The organism is Enterococcus raffinosus, assembly GCF_018917525.1.
Classification (GTDB): Bacteria; Bacillota; Bacilli; order Lactobacillales; family Enterococcaceae; genus Enterococcus_A; species Enterococcus_A raffinosus_A.
Map to the genome: position 1 here is coordinate 91,367 of NZ_JAHLOS010000011.1, position 17,375 is coordinate 108,741.

The window sequence follows — 17,375 nt, forward strand, 5'->3', positions numbered from 1 at the left end:
CTTGAATAATGAAAGGGGTAAATTATGAATCCAGAAGTTGCAGTTATTATGGGCAGTACCTCCGATTGGGAGACAATGAAGTTTGCATGCGAAAGTCTTGATGAGTTAGGTGTGGCATATGAAAAACGAGTGGTTTCTGCTCATCGCACACCTGACTTAATGTTCGACTTTGCCGAAAAGGCTCGCGCGCGAGGAATTAAAGTAATCATTGCTGGAGCAGGCGGAGCGGCTCATTTACCAGGTATGGTAGCAGCCAAAACAACACTCCCAGTAATCGGTGTTCCTGTTCAATCGAAGGCTTTGAACGGTTTGGACTCATTATTATCAATCGTACAAATGCCAGGTGGTGTCCCTGTGGCCACTACAGCAATCGGAAAAGCTGGAGCAACCAACGCAGGACTACTTGCGGCACAGATGCTTTCAATGTATGATAACAAAGTAGCTGAACGTCTGGAAAACAAGCGGCAGCAAATGACAGAAACTGTATTGGAAAGTAGTGAACAACTTGGTTAAATCGTTAAAACCAGGCTCTACGATTGGTATCGTAGGCGGAGGACAACTAGGCCGCATGATGGCTATCAGTGCAAAGGAAATGGGATTCCGTACAGGAGTGATTGATCCAACGGAAGATTGCCCGGCTGCGCAGGTTTCGGATTGGCATATTGTTGCTGATTATGATGATCAAATGGCTCTAGAGGAAATGGCTCGCAGATCGCAGGTGATCACTTATGAGTTCGAAAATGTGGATGTTGATACCATCAACCATATTCAACATTTTGCCAATATACCTCAAGGAACTGACCTATTAGCTATCAGTCAGGATCGCTTGATGGAAAAGTCCTTTTTAGAAAACAATAATATCGTGATCGCCCCTTATGCAACGATCATCAGTCCAACAGATATTCAAGATGCGATCGAAGGGATCGGCTATCCGTGTGTCTTGAAGACAACGCGTGGGGGATATGATGGACATGGACAATATGTTTTGAACAGTACGGCTGACTTAGCCCCTTCGATGAATCTTTTGCGTCAAGGTACTTGTGTACTAGAGGCTTGGATTCCATTTGAAAAAGAGTTATCGGTTCAAGTTGCAGGAAATAATATTGGCGATTACGTGACATTTCCGGTAGTGGAGAATGTTCACCGTAATAATATTCTGCATGAAACGATCGTTCCAGCAGGAATCGATGCCGCAGTGGCAAAAGAGGCGAGTCGTATCGCTAAGGTGATTGCTCAAGGAGTCGATTTAGTGGGCACCCTTTGTGTGGAATTTTTCCTAACCAAAGCTGGCGCGTTATATGTTAACGAGATCGCTCCACGTCCGCATAATTCTGGGCATTACACGATTGAAGCCTGTAATATGAGTCAATTCGATGCGCATATTCGTGGAATTTGCGGTTGGCCGCTGAGTGAGCCGAAATTATTGTCAAATGCGGTAATGGTTAATGTTTTGGGCGAGAACCTGTTGAAGACTTACGAACTTATTGATTTATGGCCGGAATGGCATTTTCATTATTACGGTAAAGCTATGCCGAAAAAGGGACGCAAAATGGGCCATATCACGATCTTAACTGATAGCATTCAACGAACACTGGACGATATCAAGAAAACCGAAACATGGGACTAATCATTCTATTTGGTAATGTGTTTTTGAGTTTATAGTTAAAAAAATTAAATGATTTTACGAGGGAGAAAATTAATGATACCTAGATATTCAAGAGACGAAATGGGAAACATCTGGAGCGATGAAAATCGTTATAAAGCTTGGCTGGAAGTTGAAATCCTAGCTGATGAGGCATGGGCAGAATTAGGCGAGATTCCTAAAGAAGATGTTGAAAAAATTCGTGCGAACGCTGGCTTCGATATCGATCGTATCCTAGAAATCGAACAATCAACGAAACATGATGTTGTAGCCTTTACACGTGCGGTTTCTGAAACATTAGGGGAAGAACGTAAATGGGTTCATTATGGTTTGACAAGTACAGATGTCGTTGACACTGCCTATGGATATTTATATAAACAAGCAAATGATATTTTGCGTCAGGATTTACAGGATTTTCTAACGATCATTGGTGAAAAAGCTTTAGAGCACAAGGATACAGTTATGATGGGACGGACGCATGGTGTTCATGCAGAGCCTACGACCTTTGGCTTGAAATTAGCTACTTGGTACTCAGAAATGAAACGTAATATCGAACGCTTCGAACATGCTGCGAAGGGTGTAGAAGCTGGAAAAATTTCTGGTGCAGTCGGTACATTTGCCAATATCCCGCCATTTGTTGAAGAATTTGTCTGTGAAAAATTAGGTATTCGCCCACAGGAAATCTCAACACAAGTCTTACCAAGGGATCTACATGCTGAATACTTCTCAAGTCTGGCCTTGATTGCGACATCCATTGAGCGTTTTGCAACGGAAATTCGCGGCTTACAAAAATCTGAAACACGTGAGGTTGAAGAATTTTTCGCAAAAGGACAAAAAGGTTCTTCTGCGATGCCTCATAAACGAAATCCAATCGGTTCAGAAAACATGACTGGTTTGGCTCGTGTTGTGCGCGGGCACTTAGTTACTGCTTTTGAAGATGTTGCTTTGTGGCACGAACGTGATATTTCTCATTCCTCTGCGGAACGGATCATTACACCAGATACAACAATTCTAGTTGACTATATGCTACATCGCTTTGGTAACATTGTGAAAAATCTGACCGTGTTCCCAGAGAATATGAAACGCAACATGGAAGCAACATTTGGTTTGATCTATAGTCAGCGAGTGATGCTGAAGTTGATTGATAAAGGTATGACTCGTGAAGAAGCGTATGATTTGGTTCAACCAAAAACAGCCTATGCTTGGGATAATCAAACGCAATTTCGTCCGCTTTTGGATGCAGATGAAAAAATTACGAATGTTTTATCCAAAGCTGACTTGGACGACGCTTTTGATTATAACTATCACCTTAAAAATGTCGATACAGTCTTTGAACGTGTCGGAATCAAATAAAAAAACTCTTACCGCATTTTTTTGCGGTAAGAGTTTTTTTGAATTAAGCATATGAATATACGTCTACAAAACAACTTTCATGGAGCCGTTCCAATAAACAGCTGATCAATTGATAATCATAAGTCTGTGAATTCAAACGAATTTCAATCCGATAGGAATTCTTCAAGAAGGAGTGATCCTTCAATTGCCGAATGATCAATTCATCCTGAGACTGATTGGAAAAACGTAAAGACTGCATGGCTTGAGATTGTCTTGGGTGCAGTAATTTTTTTAGATTACGATAGGAATAAAAGCTGGTATTGCAGTTAATACTATGAGTTGTGTCGAGTCCTAATAACGCATTTAATAAATGTTGTTTGTCTGTTTCTAACATTGAATCAAGAAATTTTTTAGCTGCTGCCGGCGCATCTAACATAAGCGATTCCCCCATATATATCATTCGAATTAAATATAGCACCATTTTCACAAAATGTAAACGCTGTCTTTGTAAAGGTTCTAGAAAGGAAGTTGAATGCCTTGGTTAAACACGAACATTGACAGACTTCTTTCATTATAATATCCGATAAAATATTGAAAAATCTAATTTCAGTTGTTACACTAAATAAGAAATTAAGAAACGAACAATTAAAGTAGTTCGTTTATAAATGTTCATGAAAAGGGAGCGTTATGACGTGGAAAAAGGAACTTTAGTCTATGAAGGTAAAGCAAAACAATTGTTTCAAACAGATGATCCAGCTATCATGTGGGTCGAATATTTGAATCAAGCCACTGCTTTAAACGGGGCAAAGAAAGATCAAATTAGCGGTAAAGGCGAACTTAATAATCGAATCACTGGATTAATCTTTGATTTCTTAAAAAGTAAAGGAATTGCTAATCATTATATCAAGCAGCTTTCTGCCAATGAACAATTGATTCAAAATGTTGAAATCATCCCTTTAGAAGTAGTTGTGCGAAATATAGCCGCAGGTAGCTTTTCGAAACGATTAGCGATTCCAGAAGGTGCTCCTTTAAAATCACCAATTGTTGAGTTCTACTATAAAAACGATGCGTTAGATGATCCAATGGTTATCGATGCGCATATTCTTGCTTTAGAACTTGCTACTGCTGAAGAGCTCACTCAGTTACGTCAGAAGGCTTTAGCGGTTGGCGAGGCACTAACAGAACTATTTGATTCAATAGATATTACATTAGTTGACTTCAAATTGGAGTTCGGTCGTCAAAAAGATGGCTCGATTTTATTGGCAGATGAGGTTTCTCCTGATACTTGTCGTTTATGGGACAAACAGACCAATGAACACTTGGATAAAGATATTTATCGTCGTGACTTAGGTGACATCATTCCGGTATATCAAGAAGTACTAAATAGATTAGAAAAGCGAGGAGAATAAGGATGTATTTTGTGAAAGTTTATGTAACGTATAAGGATTCTGTATTGGACCCACAAGGAGAAGCCGTAAAAGGTGCTGTACACCGTATGGGCTACAATGAGATTGAGGATGTTCGGATTGGTAAGTATTTTGAAATCAAAGTTGCCAAAAGCGATCGTCCTGTGGAAGAAATGATCGAAGAGGTTTGTGACAAATTATTAGCCAACGTCAATATGGAAACATATCGTTACGAAATTTTGACATCGGAGGAAGTGTAGCATGAAATTTGCGGTCATTGTATTTCCTGGTTCTAACTGTGACTTGGACATGTATTGGGCGATGAAGGAAATCATGGGAGCCGATTGTGAGTATGTTCGGTATGATGCAGACAGTCTTGAAGGATTTGACGGTGTATTATTACCAGGTGGATTTTCTTATGGAGACTATTTACGTTGCGGTGCGATCGCTCGCTTTGCCAACATTATGTCAGAAGTGATTCGTTTTGCTGAAGAAGGCAAGCCAGTTTTCGGTACGTGTAATGGATTTCAGATTTTAACGGAGGCGGGTCTTTTACCAGGAGCTTTACGTCGGAATGAATCGTTAAAATTTATCAGTAAAATTACGTCGCTTAGAGTTGTGAACAATCAAACAAAATTCACATCTGAGTATCAAGCAGATGAAGTAATTCAAATCCCAGTCGCCCACGGTGAGGGAAATTATTACTGTGATGATGAAACATTAGCTGAGTTAAAAGCGAACAATCAAATCGTCTTTACTTATGAAGGTGAAAATATCAATGGCAGTATCGAGAGTATTGCCGGCATTACGAATAAAGCTGGTAACGTCTTAGGCATGATGCCTCACCCAGAGCGAGCAATGGAGAAATTGCTAGGTTCTGATGACGGTAAGAAGTTCTTTGCTTCTATTTTGACAAATTTTGGAAAGGTGACTGCAAACTAATGATGAAATTAGAACCGACAGCGCAAGAAATCAAAGATCAGCGTATTTATGCTGGTTGGGGACTGACTGATGAAGAATATCGTTTGATTTCAGAAGACATTCTTGGTCGCATGCCAAATTATACAGAAACAGGACTTTTCTCTGTTATGTGGAGTGAGCATTGTTCATATAAAAACTCGAAGCCAGTTCTGCGTAAATTCCCAACAGATGGACCTCAAGTATTACAAGGACCAGGAGAAGGTGCCGGCATTGTTGATATCGGTGACAATCAGGCTGTTGTTTTCAAAGCAGAAAGTCACAACCATCCTTCAGCTGTTGAACCTTATGAAGGTGCCGCAACAGGTGTTGGTGGAATCATCCGCGATATTTTCAGTATGGGTGCGCGTCCGATCGCGATCTTAGATTCTTTACGCTTTGGGGAATTAACGACGGAACGGACAAAATATTTATTAGAAGAGATCGTTGCTGGAATTAGCGGTTACGGAAACTGTATTGGTATCCCGACAGTTGGCGGAGAAGTAGCTTTTGATCCTTGCTATGAAGGCAATCCTTTAGTTAATGCGATGTGCGTTGGTTTGATCGATCATAAGGACATCCAAAAAGGACAGGCCAAAGGTGTCGGCAATTCCATCATGTATGTTGGTGCAAAAACTGGACGTGACGGGATTCATGGAGCGACTTTTGCTTCAGAAGAATTTGTTGAAGGTGAAGAACAGCAGCGTTCTGCCGTTCAGGTTGGCGATCCTTTCATGGAAAAATTATTATTGGAAGCCTGTTTGGAATTAATTTTAGATCATTCAGATATCTTGGTAGGTATTCAAGATATGGGTGCTGCTGGATTAGTCTCTTCTAGTTCAGAAATGGCTTCAAAAGCTGGATCTGGATTGAAGCTTTATTTAGATGATGTCCCACAACGGGAAACGCATATGACACCATACGAAATGATGTTATCTGAATCACAAGAGCGGATGCTCATTTGTGTGGAACAAGGGCATGAAGATGAAGTCGTTGAACTATTTAAAAGGTATGAATTAGACGCGGTAACAATCGGTGAGGTAACAGATGATGGATTATATCGTTTGTACCATCATGGTGAAGAAGTAGCTAACTTACCAGTCGATGCACTTGCCGAAGATGCTCCTGTTTATGAAAATGAGAAACGTGAACCAGCACGGATTCAAGAATTTGCTAATATGACTGATTTCAAACCAGAAGTGACGGATGCAACTGAAACACTATTAGCGTTATTACAACAACCGACAATTGCTTCGAAGCGGATGATTTATGAAACATACGATTCGCAAGTTCGGACAAACACAGTTGTTCGACCTGGAAGCGACGCGGCAGTCTTGCGTGTTCGCGGAACAAACAAGGCATTGGCGATGACAACTGATTGTAATGCACGTTATCTATACTTGAATCCTGAAATCGGTGGGCAGATTGCGGTGGCTGAAGCAGCTCGTAATATTGTTGCATCTGGAGGACAGCCGTTAGCGATCACGGACTGTTTGAACTATGGCTCGCCAGAAAAACCAGAGGGATTCTGGGAATTATGGACCTCAGCCGATGGTATTTCAGAAGCTTGCCGGACACTAAACACTCCGGTTATCTCAGGAAATGTTTCGATGTATAACGAAACTAACGGTAAAGCTATTTATCCGACACCGATGATTGGTATGGTTGGTTTGATCGAAGACCTGTCACATATTACAACGCAGGAATTTAAAGCTGCTGGTGATTTGGTTTATCTCGTTGGTGAAACTAAAGCGGACTTTAATGGTACCGAGATTCAAAAAATGCAAAAGGGCTTGATTGAAGGGAAATTAATGGACTTTGATTTAGCTGTTGAGAAGGCAAATCAAGACTTAGTCCTTTCAGCAATCAAAGCGGACTTAGTAGCAAGTGCTCATGATTGTGCGGAAGGCGGTCTGGCAGTAGCAGTTGCTGAATCAGCATTCACCAATCAGCTTGGCGTTGACATCACTGTCGAGATGCCCGTTGAAAATCTGTTTGCAGAAACACAATCTCGTTTTGTCTTGTCTGTAAAATCTGAGAAGCAAGCAGATTTCGAAGCTTTGGCGGGTGAAAAAGCAGTGAAAATCGGTGAAGTAACTAATACAGGCGACTTGAAGCTGAGTGCACTTGACGGCGAAATCGACGTCGCTACTAAGAAAGCTGAAGAATTATGGGAGGAAGCCATTCCATGTTTAATGAAGTAAAAAGTTTAAATGAAGAGTGTGGCGTTTTTGGCATCTGGGGACACCCAGATGCTGCGCGCGTCACTTATTTTGGCTTACACAGCTTGCAGCATCGCGGCCAAGAAGGTGCAGGAATTGTCAGCAACGATGCAGGGAAATTGAATGGGCACCGCGGGTTAGGCCTCCTTTCAGAGGTATTTAAAAATGAGCGTCAATTGAGTCGCTTGACTGGTCAAGCAGCGATTGGACATGTTCGTTATGCGACGGCGGGAACAAGCAGCGTGGATAATATTCAACCGTTTCTATTCAATTTTTATGATGGTGCATTCGCTTTGGCCCACAACGGAAATTTGACGAACGCGAAAAGTTTGCGAAAAGAATTAGAAATTGATGGGGCGATTTTCCATTCGAATTCCGATACAGAAATCTTGATGCATTTGATTCGCCGCAGTCAAAAGGAAACCTTGTGTGAACGCATGAAGGAAGCTTTGAACACTGTTAAAGGCGGTTTTGCCTACTTGATGCTGACAGAAGATTCCATGGTAGCCGCACTTGACCCTAATGGGTTTCGGCCATTGTCAATCGGTCAAATGGTCAATGGCGCTTATGTGGTTGCTTCAGAAACCTGCGCGTTAGAAGTCGTAGGTGCGAAATTTATCCAAGACGTTAATCCAGGTGAAATCATCACGATTAACGACGAAGGTTTAAAGGTCGAAAGTTTTACTGAAAATACGCAACACGCGATTTGTTCGATGGAATATATTTACTTTGCACGGCCAGACTCGAATATCGCAGGCGTGAATGTCCATAGTGCTCGTAAAAATATGGGGCGCATCTTGGCAAATGAGGCTGAAATAGAAGCTGATATGGTCGTTGGTGTACCAAATTCTTCTTTATCTGCTGCTAGCGGGTATGCTGAGGAATCCGGTATTCCTTATGAAATGGGTTTAGTAAAAAATCAATATGTCGCACGAACATTTATTCAACCAACGCAGGAGCTGCGTGAACAAGGAGTACGGATGAAGCTCTCTGCTGTGCGAGGCGTTGTAGAAGGAAAGCGTGTCATCATGGTTGATGATTCGATTGTTCGAGGGACGACCAGTCGACGGATCGTCAATCTTTTAAAAGAAGCTGGTGCGAAAGAGGTCCATGTAAGGATTGCTTCACCGCCATTACGCTACCCGTGTTTTTATGGGATTGATATTCAAACTCGTAAAGAATTGATTGCCGCAAATCATTCGATTGAAGAAATTCGCGAAATGATCGGTGCAGATTCGTTGTCCTTTTTAAGTGAAGAAGGCTTAATCAACGCAATTGGATTAGATTTTGACGCGCCTTATTCAGGATTATGTATGGCTTATTTCAATGGAGACTATCCAACACCACTGTATGATTATGAGGAACATTATCAAGCAACTTTAAAGGAAAAAATTTCTTTCTATTAAGAGTAAACGGTTGACGAAATTACAAAAATTAAACAAATGAAGATTTTAGTTCCATTTTTCTCAGGACATGCCGTTGAAATAAGAACACTCACTTTTACTTAAAAAGGTATGAATGTTTATTGGAATGGTATGTGGTATGAAAAAATCATTTTCGTTTTTTGAAGAATAGACACAATAATAATTAGGGAGCGGATCTAGTGGGAAATGCATATTCTAGAGCTGGCGTTGATGTAGAAGCTGGTTACGAGGTAGTAGAACGAATTAAAAAACACGTAAAAAGAACCGAACGTTTAGGTGTTATGGGAGCGATTGGTGGTTTTGGAGGTTGTTTCGATCTTAGTCAATTTGATTTAAAGGAGCCAGTTTTAGTTTCTGGAACAGATGGAGTAGGGACAAAACTAATGGTGGCTATCCAAGCGGATAAGCACGATACGATCGGGATTGATTGTGTAGCAATGTGCGTCAACGATATTGTGGCGCAGGGAGCAGAGCCGCTTTATTTCTTAGATTACATCGCTACTGGTAAAAATGTACCAGCTCGCTTAGAACAAGTGGTTGCAGGTGTTGCAGAAGGTTGTGTCCAAGCTGGAGCTGCTTTGATCGGCGGTGAAACGGCAGAAATGCCTGGAATGTACGGTGCAGATGATTATGATCTAGCTGGCTTTACTGTGGGGCTCGCTGAAAAAAATCAAATGATCACCGGAGAAAATATTCAAGCTGGGGATATCTTAATAGGTTTACCATCGTCAGGGATTCATTCAAACGGTTACTCGTTAGTTCGTAAAGTTTTCTTTGAAACAAATGACTTTACCCTCGATGAAAAATTACCAGAACTATCCGGAAAACTTAGTGATGAGATCTTAACGCCGACAAGAATTTACGTAGAAGCTGTGCTCCCTTTGGTTAAAAAGGAATTAGTGAATGGTATCGCCCATGTAACTGGTGGCGGTTTTGTTGAGAATTTACCGCGCATGTTACCAGAAAAATTAGCTTGTGAAATTGAAATGGGCTCTTGGCCGGTGTTACCGATTTTTGAAGCACTGGCAAAATATGGTGAGATTCCTGAAATGGAAATGTATGAGATTTTCAACATGGGAATTGGCATGGTATTGGCTGTTGCACCAGAAAAATTAGCAGAGTTGCAAGCTGATTTGAAGGAACGAAATGAAACTTGCTTTGTAATCGGTAAAGTAACAGAAAAACAAAACTCGCCGATTGTTTTTAAAGGAGCAAAGGCATGAGAATAGCCGTTTTAGCTTCAGGAAATGGATCAAATTTCGAAGTGATCGCTCAAGCAATTAAGGATAAAAAGATTGAGGCTGAGTTGGTCCTGCTTTTTTCAGATCATCATGATGCGTATGTGCTAGAACGTGGGAAGAAATTCGGTGTTCCTTGTGAAAGCTTTGAGCTAAAGGAATTTTGTGACAAGAAAAGCTATGAAGCTGCGTTGTTAGAGCAGTTAAAGCGTTATGAGGTGGAATTAGTTGTCTTGGCAGGTTATATGCGAATTATCGGAAAGGATTTGTTAGAAGCATTTCCTAATCGAATCGTTAATATTCATCCAGCATTACTTCCTAATTTTCCAGGCTTACATGGAATCAAAGATGCTTATGAAGCCGGAGTGAAGGAAACGGGAGTGACGATCCATTACGTGGATAGCGGGGTAGATACTGGTCCGATTATTGCACAGGGAAAAGTACAAGTTGCTGAATCGGATTGTTTAGAGGATTTAGAGAAAAAGATTCATCAAGTAGAACACCAGCTTTACCCACAGGTTTTAGCGGAAATTGTAAAAGAACTTCATTCTAGATAAAGGGTAGAACGTTAAGCCGATTCATTGCAGACTTAACAAATGTAAAGCAAAAGTGAAAAAACTTTCTAAAGGAGAGTCATCATGACAAGAGCATTGATAAGTGTTTCAGATAAAACCGGAGTTGTAGAATTTACTAAGGGCTTAGTTCAGGCTGGAATTGAAATCATTTCTACCGGTGGAACGAAAAAAGTTTTAGACGAAGCGGGGATTCCAACGCTAAGTATCGATGAAGTAACAGGATTTCCTGAAATGATGGATGGTCGAGTAAAAACGTTGCATCCCAAAATTCACGGCGGGCTGTTAGGTCGTCGTGATTTAGCAACGCACATGGATGCAATGAATGAACACGACATTCAACCAATTGATTTTGTCTGTGTGAATCTATATCCATTTAAAGAAACGATTTCTAAACCAGAGGTAACTGAAGCAGAAGCGATTGAAAATATTGATATTGGTGGACCGAGTATGCTGCGTTCTGCCGCTAAAAACTTTGCGTCAGTCACAGTGGTTGTTGATCCTAAAGACTATGCTCTTGTTTTAGCCGAGATCAAAAGCGATCAAGCGACTTCATTAGCGACACGTAAACGTTTAGCTGCGAAGGTTTTCCGTCATACAGCAGCTTATGACGCATTAATTGCAGACTACCTAACGAAGAGTGTGGGTGAAGTTGAACCAGAAAAAATGACATTGACTTATGAACTGAAGCAGCCTTTGCGCTATGGTGAAAACAGCCATCAAACTGCTGCTTTTTATCAAAATGCTCTACCTGTTTCTTATTCAATTGCCAGCGCACATCAATTACACGGAAAAGAACTATCATATAACAATATCAAAGATGCAGATGCAGCGATTCGGATTGCCAGAGAGTTTGCTGAGCCAACAGTTGTTGCATTAAAACATATGAATCCATGTGGGATCGGTAGCGGACGGACAATCGCGGAAGCCTATCAATTTGCTTATGAAGCTGATCCAACTTCTATTTTCGGTGGAATCTTGGTTGCAAATCGGGAAATTGATTTGGAAACAGCAGAAGAAATGCATAAGTTATTCTTAGAAATTATCATCGCCCCAAGCTTTAGCAAAGAAGCTTTCGAGGTGTTATCGGGTAAGAAAAACTTGCGATTAATGACCTTAGATTTCAGCGACCAAGCAAGTAATCAACCAGAAGTTGTATCTGTTCTAGGAGGATTATTGGTTCAGGATCAAGATGTTGTCGAAGAAATTCCTGAGGAGTGGGAAGTTGCAACGGATCGCAAACCTACAGCGGAAGAATTGAGAGCTTTAGCTTTTGCATGGAAAGCTGTTAAGCACGTAAAATCGAATGCAATTGTTGTTGCGAATGAACATCAAACCGTTGGTGTTGGTGCAGGACAAATGAATCGTGTTGGTTCTGTCAAAATCGCTTTAGAAGAAGCAAAAGGCCGGATGGATGGCGCTGTTTTAGCAAGCGACGCGTATTTCCCGATGGATGATAGTGTAGAATATGCTGCACAGCATGGAATTAAAGCAATCGTTCAGCCGGGTGGAAGTATCCGTGACAAAGATTCAATCGCAATGGCTAATAAATATGGCGTAGCGATGGTCTTCACTGGCGTTCGTCATTTCAGACACTAATTTGAGGAGGACGCAATGAAAATACTAATTATTGGTAGCGGTGGTCGTGAGCACGCCATCGCCAAAAAAATGTTGGAGAGTTCGCATGTAACGGATGTTTTTTGTGCTAAGGGAAATCCTGGGATGAAGAAGGATGGCATCCAACTAGTAGAGATCGCTGAGGATAATCATGACGAGTTGATCTCTTTTGCTAAAGAAAAGGAGATTTCTTGGACATTTGTTGGACCAGAGATTCCATTACTGAACGGTATCGTGGACGATTTTCAAGCAGCTGGTCTTCGTATCTTCGGACCGAATAAAGCAGCTGCGATGATCGAAGGATCAAAGGAATTTGCTAAAAAAATCATGGTAGACAATCAGATCCCAACGGCTGATTATGAAGCTTTTACCGATTTTGAAGCTGCTTGTGCATATGTGAAGGAAAAAGGCGCGCCAATCGTGATCAAAGCAGATGGATTAGCCGCTGGTAAAGGCGTTACAGTCGCTATGACTTTAGATGAAGCGTTACAGGCCTTAAAGGAAATGATGACGGATCATCGTTTTGGCGAAAGTGGAGATAAAGTTGTTGTTGAAGAGTTTTTAGCTGGTGAAGAATTTTCATTGCTTGCTTTTGTAAAAAATGAAAAAGTTTATCCAATGGTCATTGCACAGGATCACAAACGGGCTTATGACAATGATCAGGGACCAAATACAGGTGGGATGGGCGCTTATTCGCCAGTACCGCAAATTTCTTCAGAAATGGTTGATACTGCTGTTGAGAATATTTTGAAGGCAGCTGCAGCTGGAATGGTGAAAAATGGGACACCGTTTACAGGAATTTTATACGCAGGTTTAATTGCTACAACTGCTGGTCCAAAAGTTATTGAGTTCAATGCTCGTTTTGGTGATCCCGAAACACAAGTGGTTCTGCCAAGATTAACCAGTGATCTTGCACAAGTAATTGAAGATATTTTGAACGATCAAGAACCAGAATTGGTTTGGAGTGATCTGGCATCAGTCGGAGTTGTACTTGCGGCTGAAGGTTATCCCAATGAGTATCAAAAAGGAATGCCGATTCCGAGTTTTGATGAACAGGTTACGGTTTACTATGCGGGAGTAACTGATAATCAAGGAGAAATTAGTGCATCAGGTGGACGTGTTCTCTTAGTAGAGGCGGAAGCTGAAACGATTGAAGAGGCACAATTAAAGGTTTATCAAGCATTGGATAATACCCAGACTGACGGATATTTCTATCGAAAAGATATCGGTGCTAAATCATTAAACTAAGTGAAAAAAAACGGGCATTTGGTCGTTTTTTTACTATGGAGAAAGTATAATAATTTTACATGAATAAATTGTTTTACAGCAGGTATATCCATATCCGGCTTCACGAACTAGCTTTATCAGCAATAAGCAAAAGCTGACCGAGTTCGCGAAGCCTTTTTCATGTTCAAAAGGATAGCAGATTTAAAAAATGACAGCTTTAATTAAAAGTGGTAAACTAAATATGAAAAAAGCGTTAGAAAAATATATGAATTTGAAGAAAAATAAAAAGAATTAACTCATAGAGGCAAGTGCATTAGTTAGAATTATTTTTCGTTCCAAAGCGTATTGAAAGAGGCGAGGACTATGGAAAGGAAACAATCCAAAGCTGATGAAGAGGATCACGAATTGCAGACGATTCTATCCGGACTACCCAATTCTCAGTATTTAAAAATTTTGTTAGCTCAAATCATGAGACATTATGATCCGACAATCAAATATATTTTCCAAAAGCAATCCGGCTGGAAGCTAGTAATCGAACAATATGATGGGGTGCTGTGTCGCATTCAGATTCATGAAAACTTTTTTTCGGTAGTTACGCCATTCCCGGATTTCGGGATCAGTTATCTAACACCGATGGTAAAAGTTATGTCAGAGGAGTTCAAAGAAAAGTTCGAAGATGTATCAAAGAACACTCAGCAGATTGAAATGAAGGTGACCAATGAAGAGGAAATGGAAGATGTTATCTTCCTAATCAGTCTACAGGCAAAAAAATTAAGGAATGCGTTGGTTTGAAAACTAAACGTTCGTGTTTTTTGTAATAAAATTTAAAACCAACTTGCTTTTTAGGTGAATATGTTGTAAATTACATAGGGCGATACTGCCCTATGTTTTTTATCGTTCATACTTTTCATATTTTTTAGCATAAAAAAGGTGGTTGGAAAAAAGACTTCTTTCATCTTATTTCGTGCAATGAAACGTGTGATAAAAATTAAAATGAGATAGTTATCTTATTCATTGGAGGCCAATATGAAAGTATTTGATTATGAAGATATTCAGCTGATCCCTAACAAGTGTATTGTGAATAGTCGATCAGAGTGCGACACAACCGTTCAATTAGGAAAATTTAGTTTCAAGATGCCTGTCGTACCAGCCAATATGCAAACGATTATTGATGAAAGCATCGCAGAGTTTTTGGCAGAAAATGGTTACTTCTATATTATGCATCGTTTTTATGAAGAGGAACGAATCCCATTCATTAAGAAAATGCAGTCTCGTGGTCTGTTTACATCTATTAGTGTGGGTGTAAAAGGATATGAATATGATTTTGTTAAGCAGTTGGCAGAGGAAAAGTTGAATCCAGATTATATTACAATCGATATTGCACACGGTCACTCAGATCCTGTTATCAATATGATTAAGCATATTAAAAAATATTTACCAGAAACTTTTGTAATTGCTGGCAATGTTGGTACACCTGAAGCTGTTCGTGAGTTAGAGAATGCGGGAGCTGATGCAACCAAGCTTGGAATAGGACCGGGAAAAGTATGTATTACTAAGATTAAGACTGGTTTTGGGACTGGCGGCTGGCAATTAGCAGCATTAAGCTGGTGTGCCAAGGCAGCGCGTAAACCGATTATTGCGGACGGCGGAATTCGGACCCACGGGGATGTCGCTAAATCAATCCGTTTTGGCGCAACAATGGTCATGATCGGTTCATTATTTGCCGGACATGAAGAATCTCCTGGTGAGACCAAAGTAGAAGATGGCGTTGTTTATAAAGAGTACTTTGGCAGTGCCTCTGAGTTTCAAAAGGGTGAAAAGAAAAATGTTGAGGGTAAGAAAATCTGGATTCCTTATAAAGGTTCTTTAAAGGATACTTTAGTAGAAATGCAGCAAGACTTACAATCATCAATCTCTTATGCTGGCGGCAACGATTTGGAAGCCTTGCAGAAAGTTGATTACGTAGTAGTTAAAAACTCAATTTTTAATGGTGATACTATTTAAAGCTTTTTAGAAAACTTTAAAAGATGTATCAAAAGTCTTTAAAGAATCATTTTAATAATGTAAAAGCGAACGTGTATCTCTCTATCTTTAATCGATAGAAAGATACACGTTTGTTTTTTCATGCTTTTAGTGTCTTTTTGTACGTTTGACAGTAAGATATAATTGGGTTAGTTTTAAGTCATCCAATAATAAGTGAGGAAAGAGTATGTGGCAATTAGCGGAGGAAAAAGCAACACCGATCTATCAACAAATTATCGAACAGATTATCTCTTATATTCAGGATGGCACGTTGCAGCCCGGTGATAGGTTACCTGCAGAACGCAAACTAGCAGAATATTATCAAGTGAATCGTTCAACCGTCGTTCACGCGCTGGAGGAATTAGCTAGTCTTGGCTGGTTATTGCGACGACAAGGTAGCGGAACCGTTGTGAACGAAGGAAACTGGGGGAGGAGTACGATTCCTAGAGTAGACTGGCGCAGTTTATTTACCCAGGAGACTCATCCAAAGGAACCATTTGTAGAAAAAGTGTCCCAATTGCTGAAGGATTCTGCTGCTATTGATCTGTACTCGGGTGAACTGCCGTTAAGTATGATTCCGGATTTTCGTTTTCCGTCTTATACATGGGAAGAGTTATTACTTGAAGAAAAAAAGCAAAGTCCATTAGGCTATCGTCCTTTGCAGCAAGTCATTTGTCAACGAATCAAGTTAGAACAGAAAATCGATGTCTCTTCCAATCAAGTCCTAATTACTTCAGGCGCACAGCAAGCAATGTTTTTATTATTGCAGGTGATGCTCCAAAGTGGAGATAGTGTGGCAATTGAAGATCCATCCTTTCTATACTCCTTACCCATTTTTGCTAGCGCCGGGGTCAGACTCTATGGCGTAGAAATGGATCGGGAAGGAATGAGGATTGATAAATTGGAGCAATTGATTCTGACTAAAAAAATAAAACTAATCATTCTCAATCCGACTTTTCAAAATCCAACAGGAACGACGATGTCGGAGAAACGCAGAAATGAGTTAATCGAACTCAGCCTTAAATACCAGCTGCCGATTGTAGAAGACGAAGTGTTTAGCGAGATGAACTTCGGACAAGCGCCCCCATCTTTAAAAGAGCTTGCTCCTCATCAAGTCATTCATTTAGGTTCGCTTTCGAAGATATTTGGTTCATCGATCAAAATTGGTTGGATTGTGGCTGATCAGAATTTGATTCAACGTTTATCTGAAGCAAAACAGATGATGGACTTTTCTATTAGTGTGTTTCCGCAGGTGATTGCTCATACCGCCTTAACAGATCCGCAGTTTGAACAGAATCAAGCAGAATTAGTTGTTGCTTTAAAGCAGAAGGCCAAAGCTTTTATCGATCAGGCAAAAACGATTACTGAGGATTGGCATATCTCTACTATTGAAGGTGGCATCTATGTCTATCTGACTTGGCGTCATCAGCGTTTAACCCGAAAAGATTGGGATATTTTTCTGCGAGAAAAATTGGCGATCGCTCCCGCATTTTTATTTAGTAATGATACAATGGCTATGAGAGTAAATTACACTCGAATGACAGAGCAAACTCGACAAGATTTTTTTACTAAGATGCATGTAATTTCAAAAGAGTTAAGTCTAGTGGTAATAAGTCAAGAGTAAAGTAACACGTTTTCTACCCTAAAGAACTGAAAGAAGGTGCACTCAAAAAAGCCTAGCCTAATGAAGCGTTTTCACAGGCTGAGTTCAAAGAG

Annotated in this window: 16 protein-coding genes; 15 read left to right on the forward strand and 1 reads right to left on the reverse strand. The window is 40.4% G+C overall.

Features of this window, described 5'->3' with window-relative positions:
• Positions 1–24: 24 nt before the first annotated feature.
• From purE to purB, 3 genes are all read left to right on the forward strand, one after another.
• Positions 25–513, forward strand: coding sequence for a 5-(carboxyamino)imidazole ribonucleotide mutase (purE, locus tag KQI58_RS09460; RefSeq protein ID WP_216408583.1), 489 nt, complete (start codon positions 25–27; stop codon positions 511–513).
• On the forward strand, positions 506–1,627 hold the full coding sequence (purK, locus tag KQI58_RS09465) for a 5-(carboxyamino)imidazole ribonucleotide synthase (protein ID WP_216408585.1): 1,122 nt from the start codon (positions 506–508) through the stop codon (positions 1,625–1,627). Before purE ends, purK begins: the two co-directional genes overlap by 8 nt.
• A 72-nt stretch (positions 1,628–1,699) precedes the next feature.
• The gene (gene purB / locus KQI58_RS09470; protein WP_216408588.1) at positions 1,700–2,995 is read left to right on the forward strand and encodes an adenylosuccinate lyase; all 1,296 of its coding nucleotides are present in this window, start codon (positions 1,700–1,702) and stop codon (positions 2,993–2,995) included.
• 43 nt (positions 2,996–3,038) lie between these two features.
• On the opposite strand, the gene KQI58_RS09475 is transcribed toward purB, so the two are convergent.
• A complete protein-coding gene (locus KQI58_RS09475; RefSeq protein ID WP_216408590.1) occupies positions 3,039–3,410 on the reverse strand; it encodes a hypothetical protein in 372 nt (123 codons plus the stop codon).
• Positions 3,411–3,666: 256 nt separating this feature from the next.
• Between KQI58_RS09475 and purC the strand changes: the two genes are divergently transcribed.
• The 12 genes from purC (at position 3,667) to KQI58_RS09535 (ending at position 17,283) form a co-directional block, all read left to right on the forward strand.
• Positions 3,667–4,383, forward strand: a complete 717-nt coding sequence (gene purC / locus KQI58_RS09480) for a phosphoribosylaminoimidazolesuccinocarboxamide synthase (protein ID WP_216408593.1) — start codon at positions 3,667–3,669, stop codon at positions 4,381–4,383.
• A gap of 2 nt (positions 4,384–4,385) precedes the next feature.
• Positions 4,386–4,640 (forward strand): phosphoribosylformylglycinamidine synthase subunit PurS, encoded by a 255-nt coding sequence (gene purS / locus KQI58_RS09485; RefSeq protein ID WP_016180334.1) that lies wholly within the window; start codon positions 4,386–4,388, stop codon positions 4,638–4,640.
• A 1-nt stretch (position 4,641) separates the two neighbouring features.
• Positions 4,642–5,322 carry a phosphoribosylformylglycinamidine synthase subunit PurQ gene (purQ, locus tag KQI58_RS09490; protein ID WP_216408595.1) on the forward strand — a complete coding sequence of 227 codons (681 nt, stop codon included), beginning with the start codon at positions 4,642–4,644 and terminating at the stop codon, positions 5,320–5,322.
• Complete coding sequence (gene purL / locus KQI58_RS09495; protein WP_216408597.1) at positions 5,322–7,541, forward strand: phosphoribosylformylglycinamidine synthase subunit PurL; 2,220 nt, start codon at positions 5,322–5,324, stop codon at positions 7,539–7,541. The genes purQ and purL overlap by 1 nt, the downstream gene beginning before the upstream one ends.
• Positions 7,526–8,965, forward strand: coding sequence for an amidophosphoribosyltransferase (gene purF, locus KQI58_RS09500; protein WP_216408599.1), 1,440 nt, complete (start codon positions 7,526–7,528; stop codon positions 8,963–8,965). Before purL ends, purF begins: the two co-directional genes overlap by 16 nt.
• Positions 8,966–9,162: 197 nt before the next feature.
• Complete coding sequence (purM, locus tag KQI58_RS09505) at positions 9,163–10,206, forward strand: phosphoribosylformylglycinamidine cyclo-ligase (RefSeq protein ID WP_216408601.1); 1,044 nt, start codon at positions 9,163–9,165, stop codon at positions 10,204–10,206.
• Positions 10,203–10,778, forward strand: a complete 576-nt coding sequence (gene purN / locus KQI58_RS09510) for a phosphoribosylglycinamide formyltransferase (protein WP_216408603.1) — start codon at positions 10,203–10,205, stop codon at positions 10,776–10,778. The genes purM and purN overlap by 4 nt, the downstream gene beginning before the upstream one ends.
• 81 nt (positions 10,779–10,859) lie before the next feature.
• Positions 10,860–12,392 (forward strand): bifunctional phosphoribosylaminoimidazolecarboxamide formyltransferase/IMP cyclohydrolase, encoded by a 1,533-nt coding sequence (purH, locus tag KQI58_RS09515; RefSeq protein ID WP_216408605.1) that lies wholly within the window; start codon positions 10,860–10,862, stop codon positions 12,390–12,392.
• A 15-nt stretch (positions 12,393–12,407) separates the two neighbouring features.
• A complete protein-coding gene (purD, locus tag KQI58_RS09520; RefSeq protein WP_216408606.1) occupies positions 12,408–13,658 on the forward strand; it encodes a phosphoribosylamine--glycine ligase in 1,251 nt (416 codons plus the stop codon).
• A 342-nt stretch (positions 13,659–14,000) separates the two neighbouring features.
• Positions 14,001–14,429: a DUF3788 family protein gene (locus tag KQI58_RS09525; RefSeq protein WP_216408608.1), complete on the forward strand. Its 429-nt coding sequence runs from the start codon at positions 14,001–14,003 to the stop codon at positions 14,427–14,429.
• A gap of 234 nt (positions 14,430–14,663) precedes the next feature.
• Positions 14,664–15,641 carry a GMP reductase gene (guaC, locus tag KQI58_RS09530; RefSeq protein WP_216408610.1) on the forward strand — a complete coding sequence of 326 codons (978 nt, stop codon included), beginning with the start codon at positions 14,664–14,666 and terminating at the stop codon, positions 15,639–15,641.
• 205 nt (positions 15,642–15,846) lie between these two features.
• Complete coding sequence (locus KQI58_RS09535; protein ID WP_216408611.1) at positions 15,847–17,283, forward strand: PLP-dependent aminotransferase family protein; 1,437 nt, start codon at positions 15,847–15,849, stop codon at positions 17,281–17,283.
• Positions 17,284–17,375 lie beyond the last annotated feature (92 nt).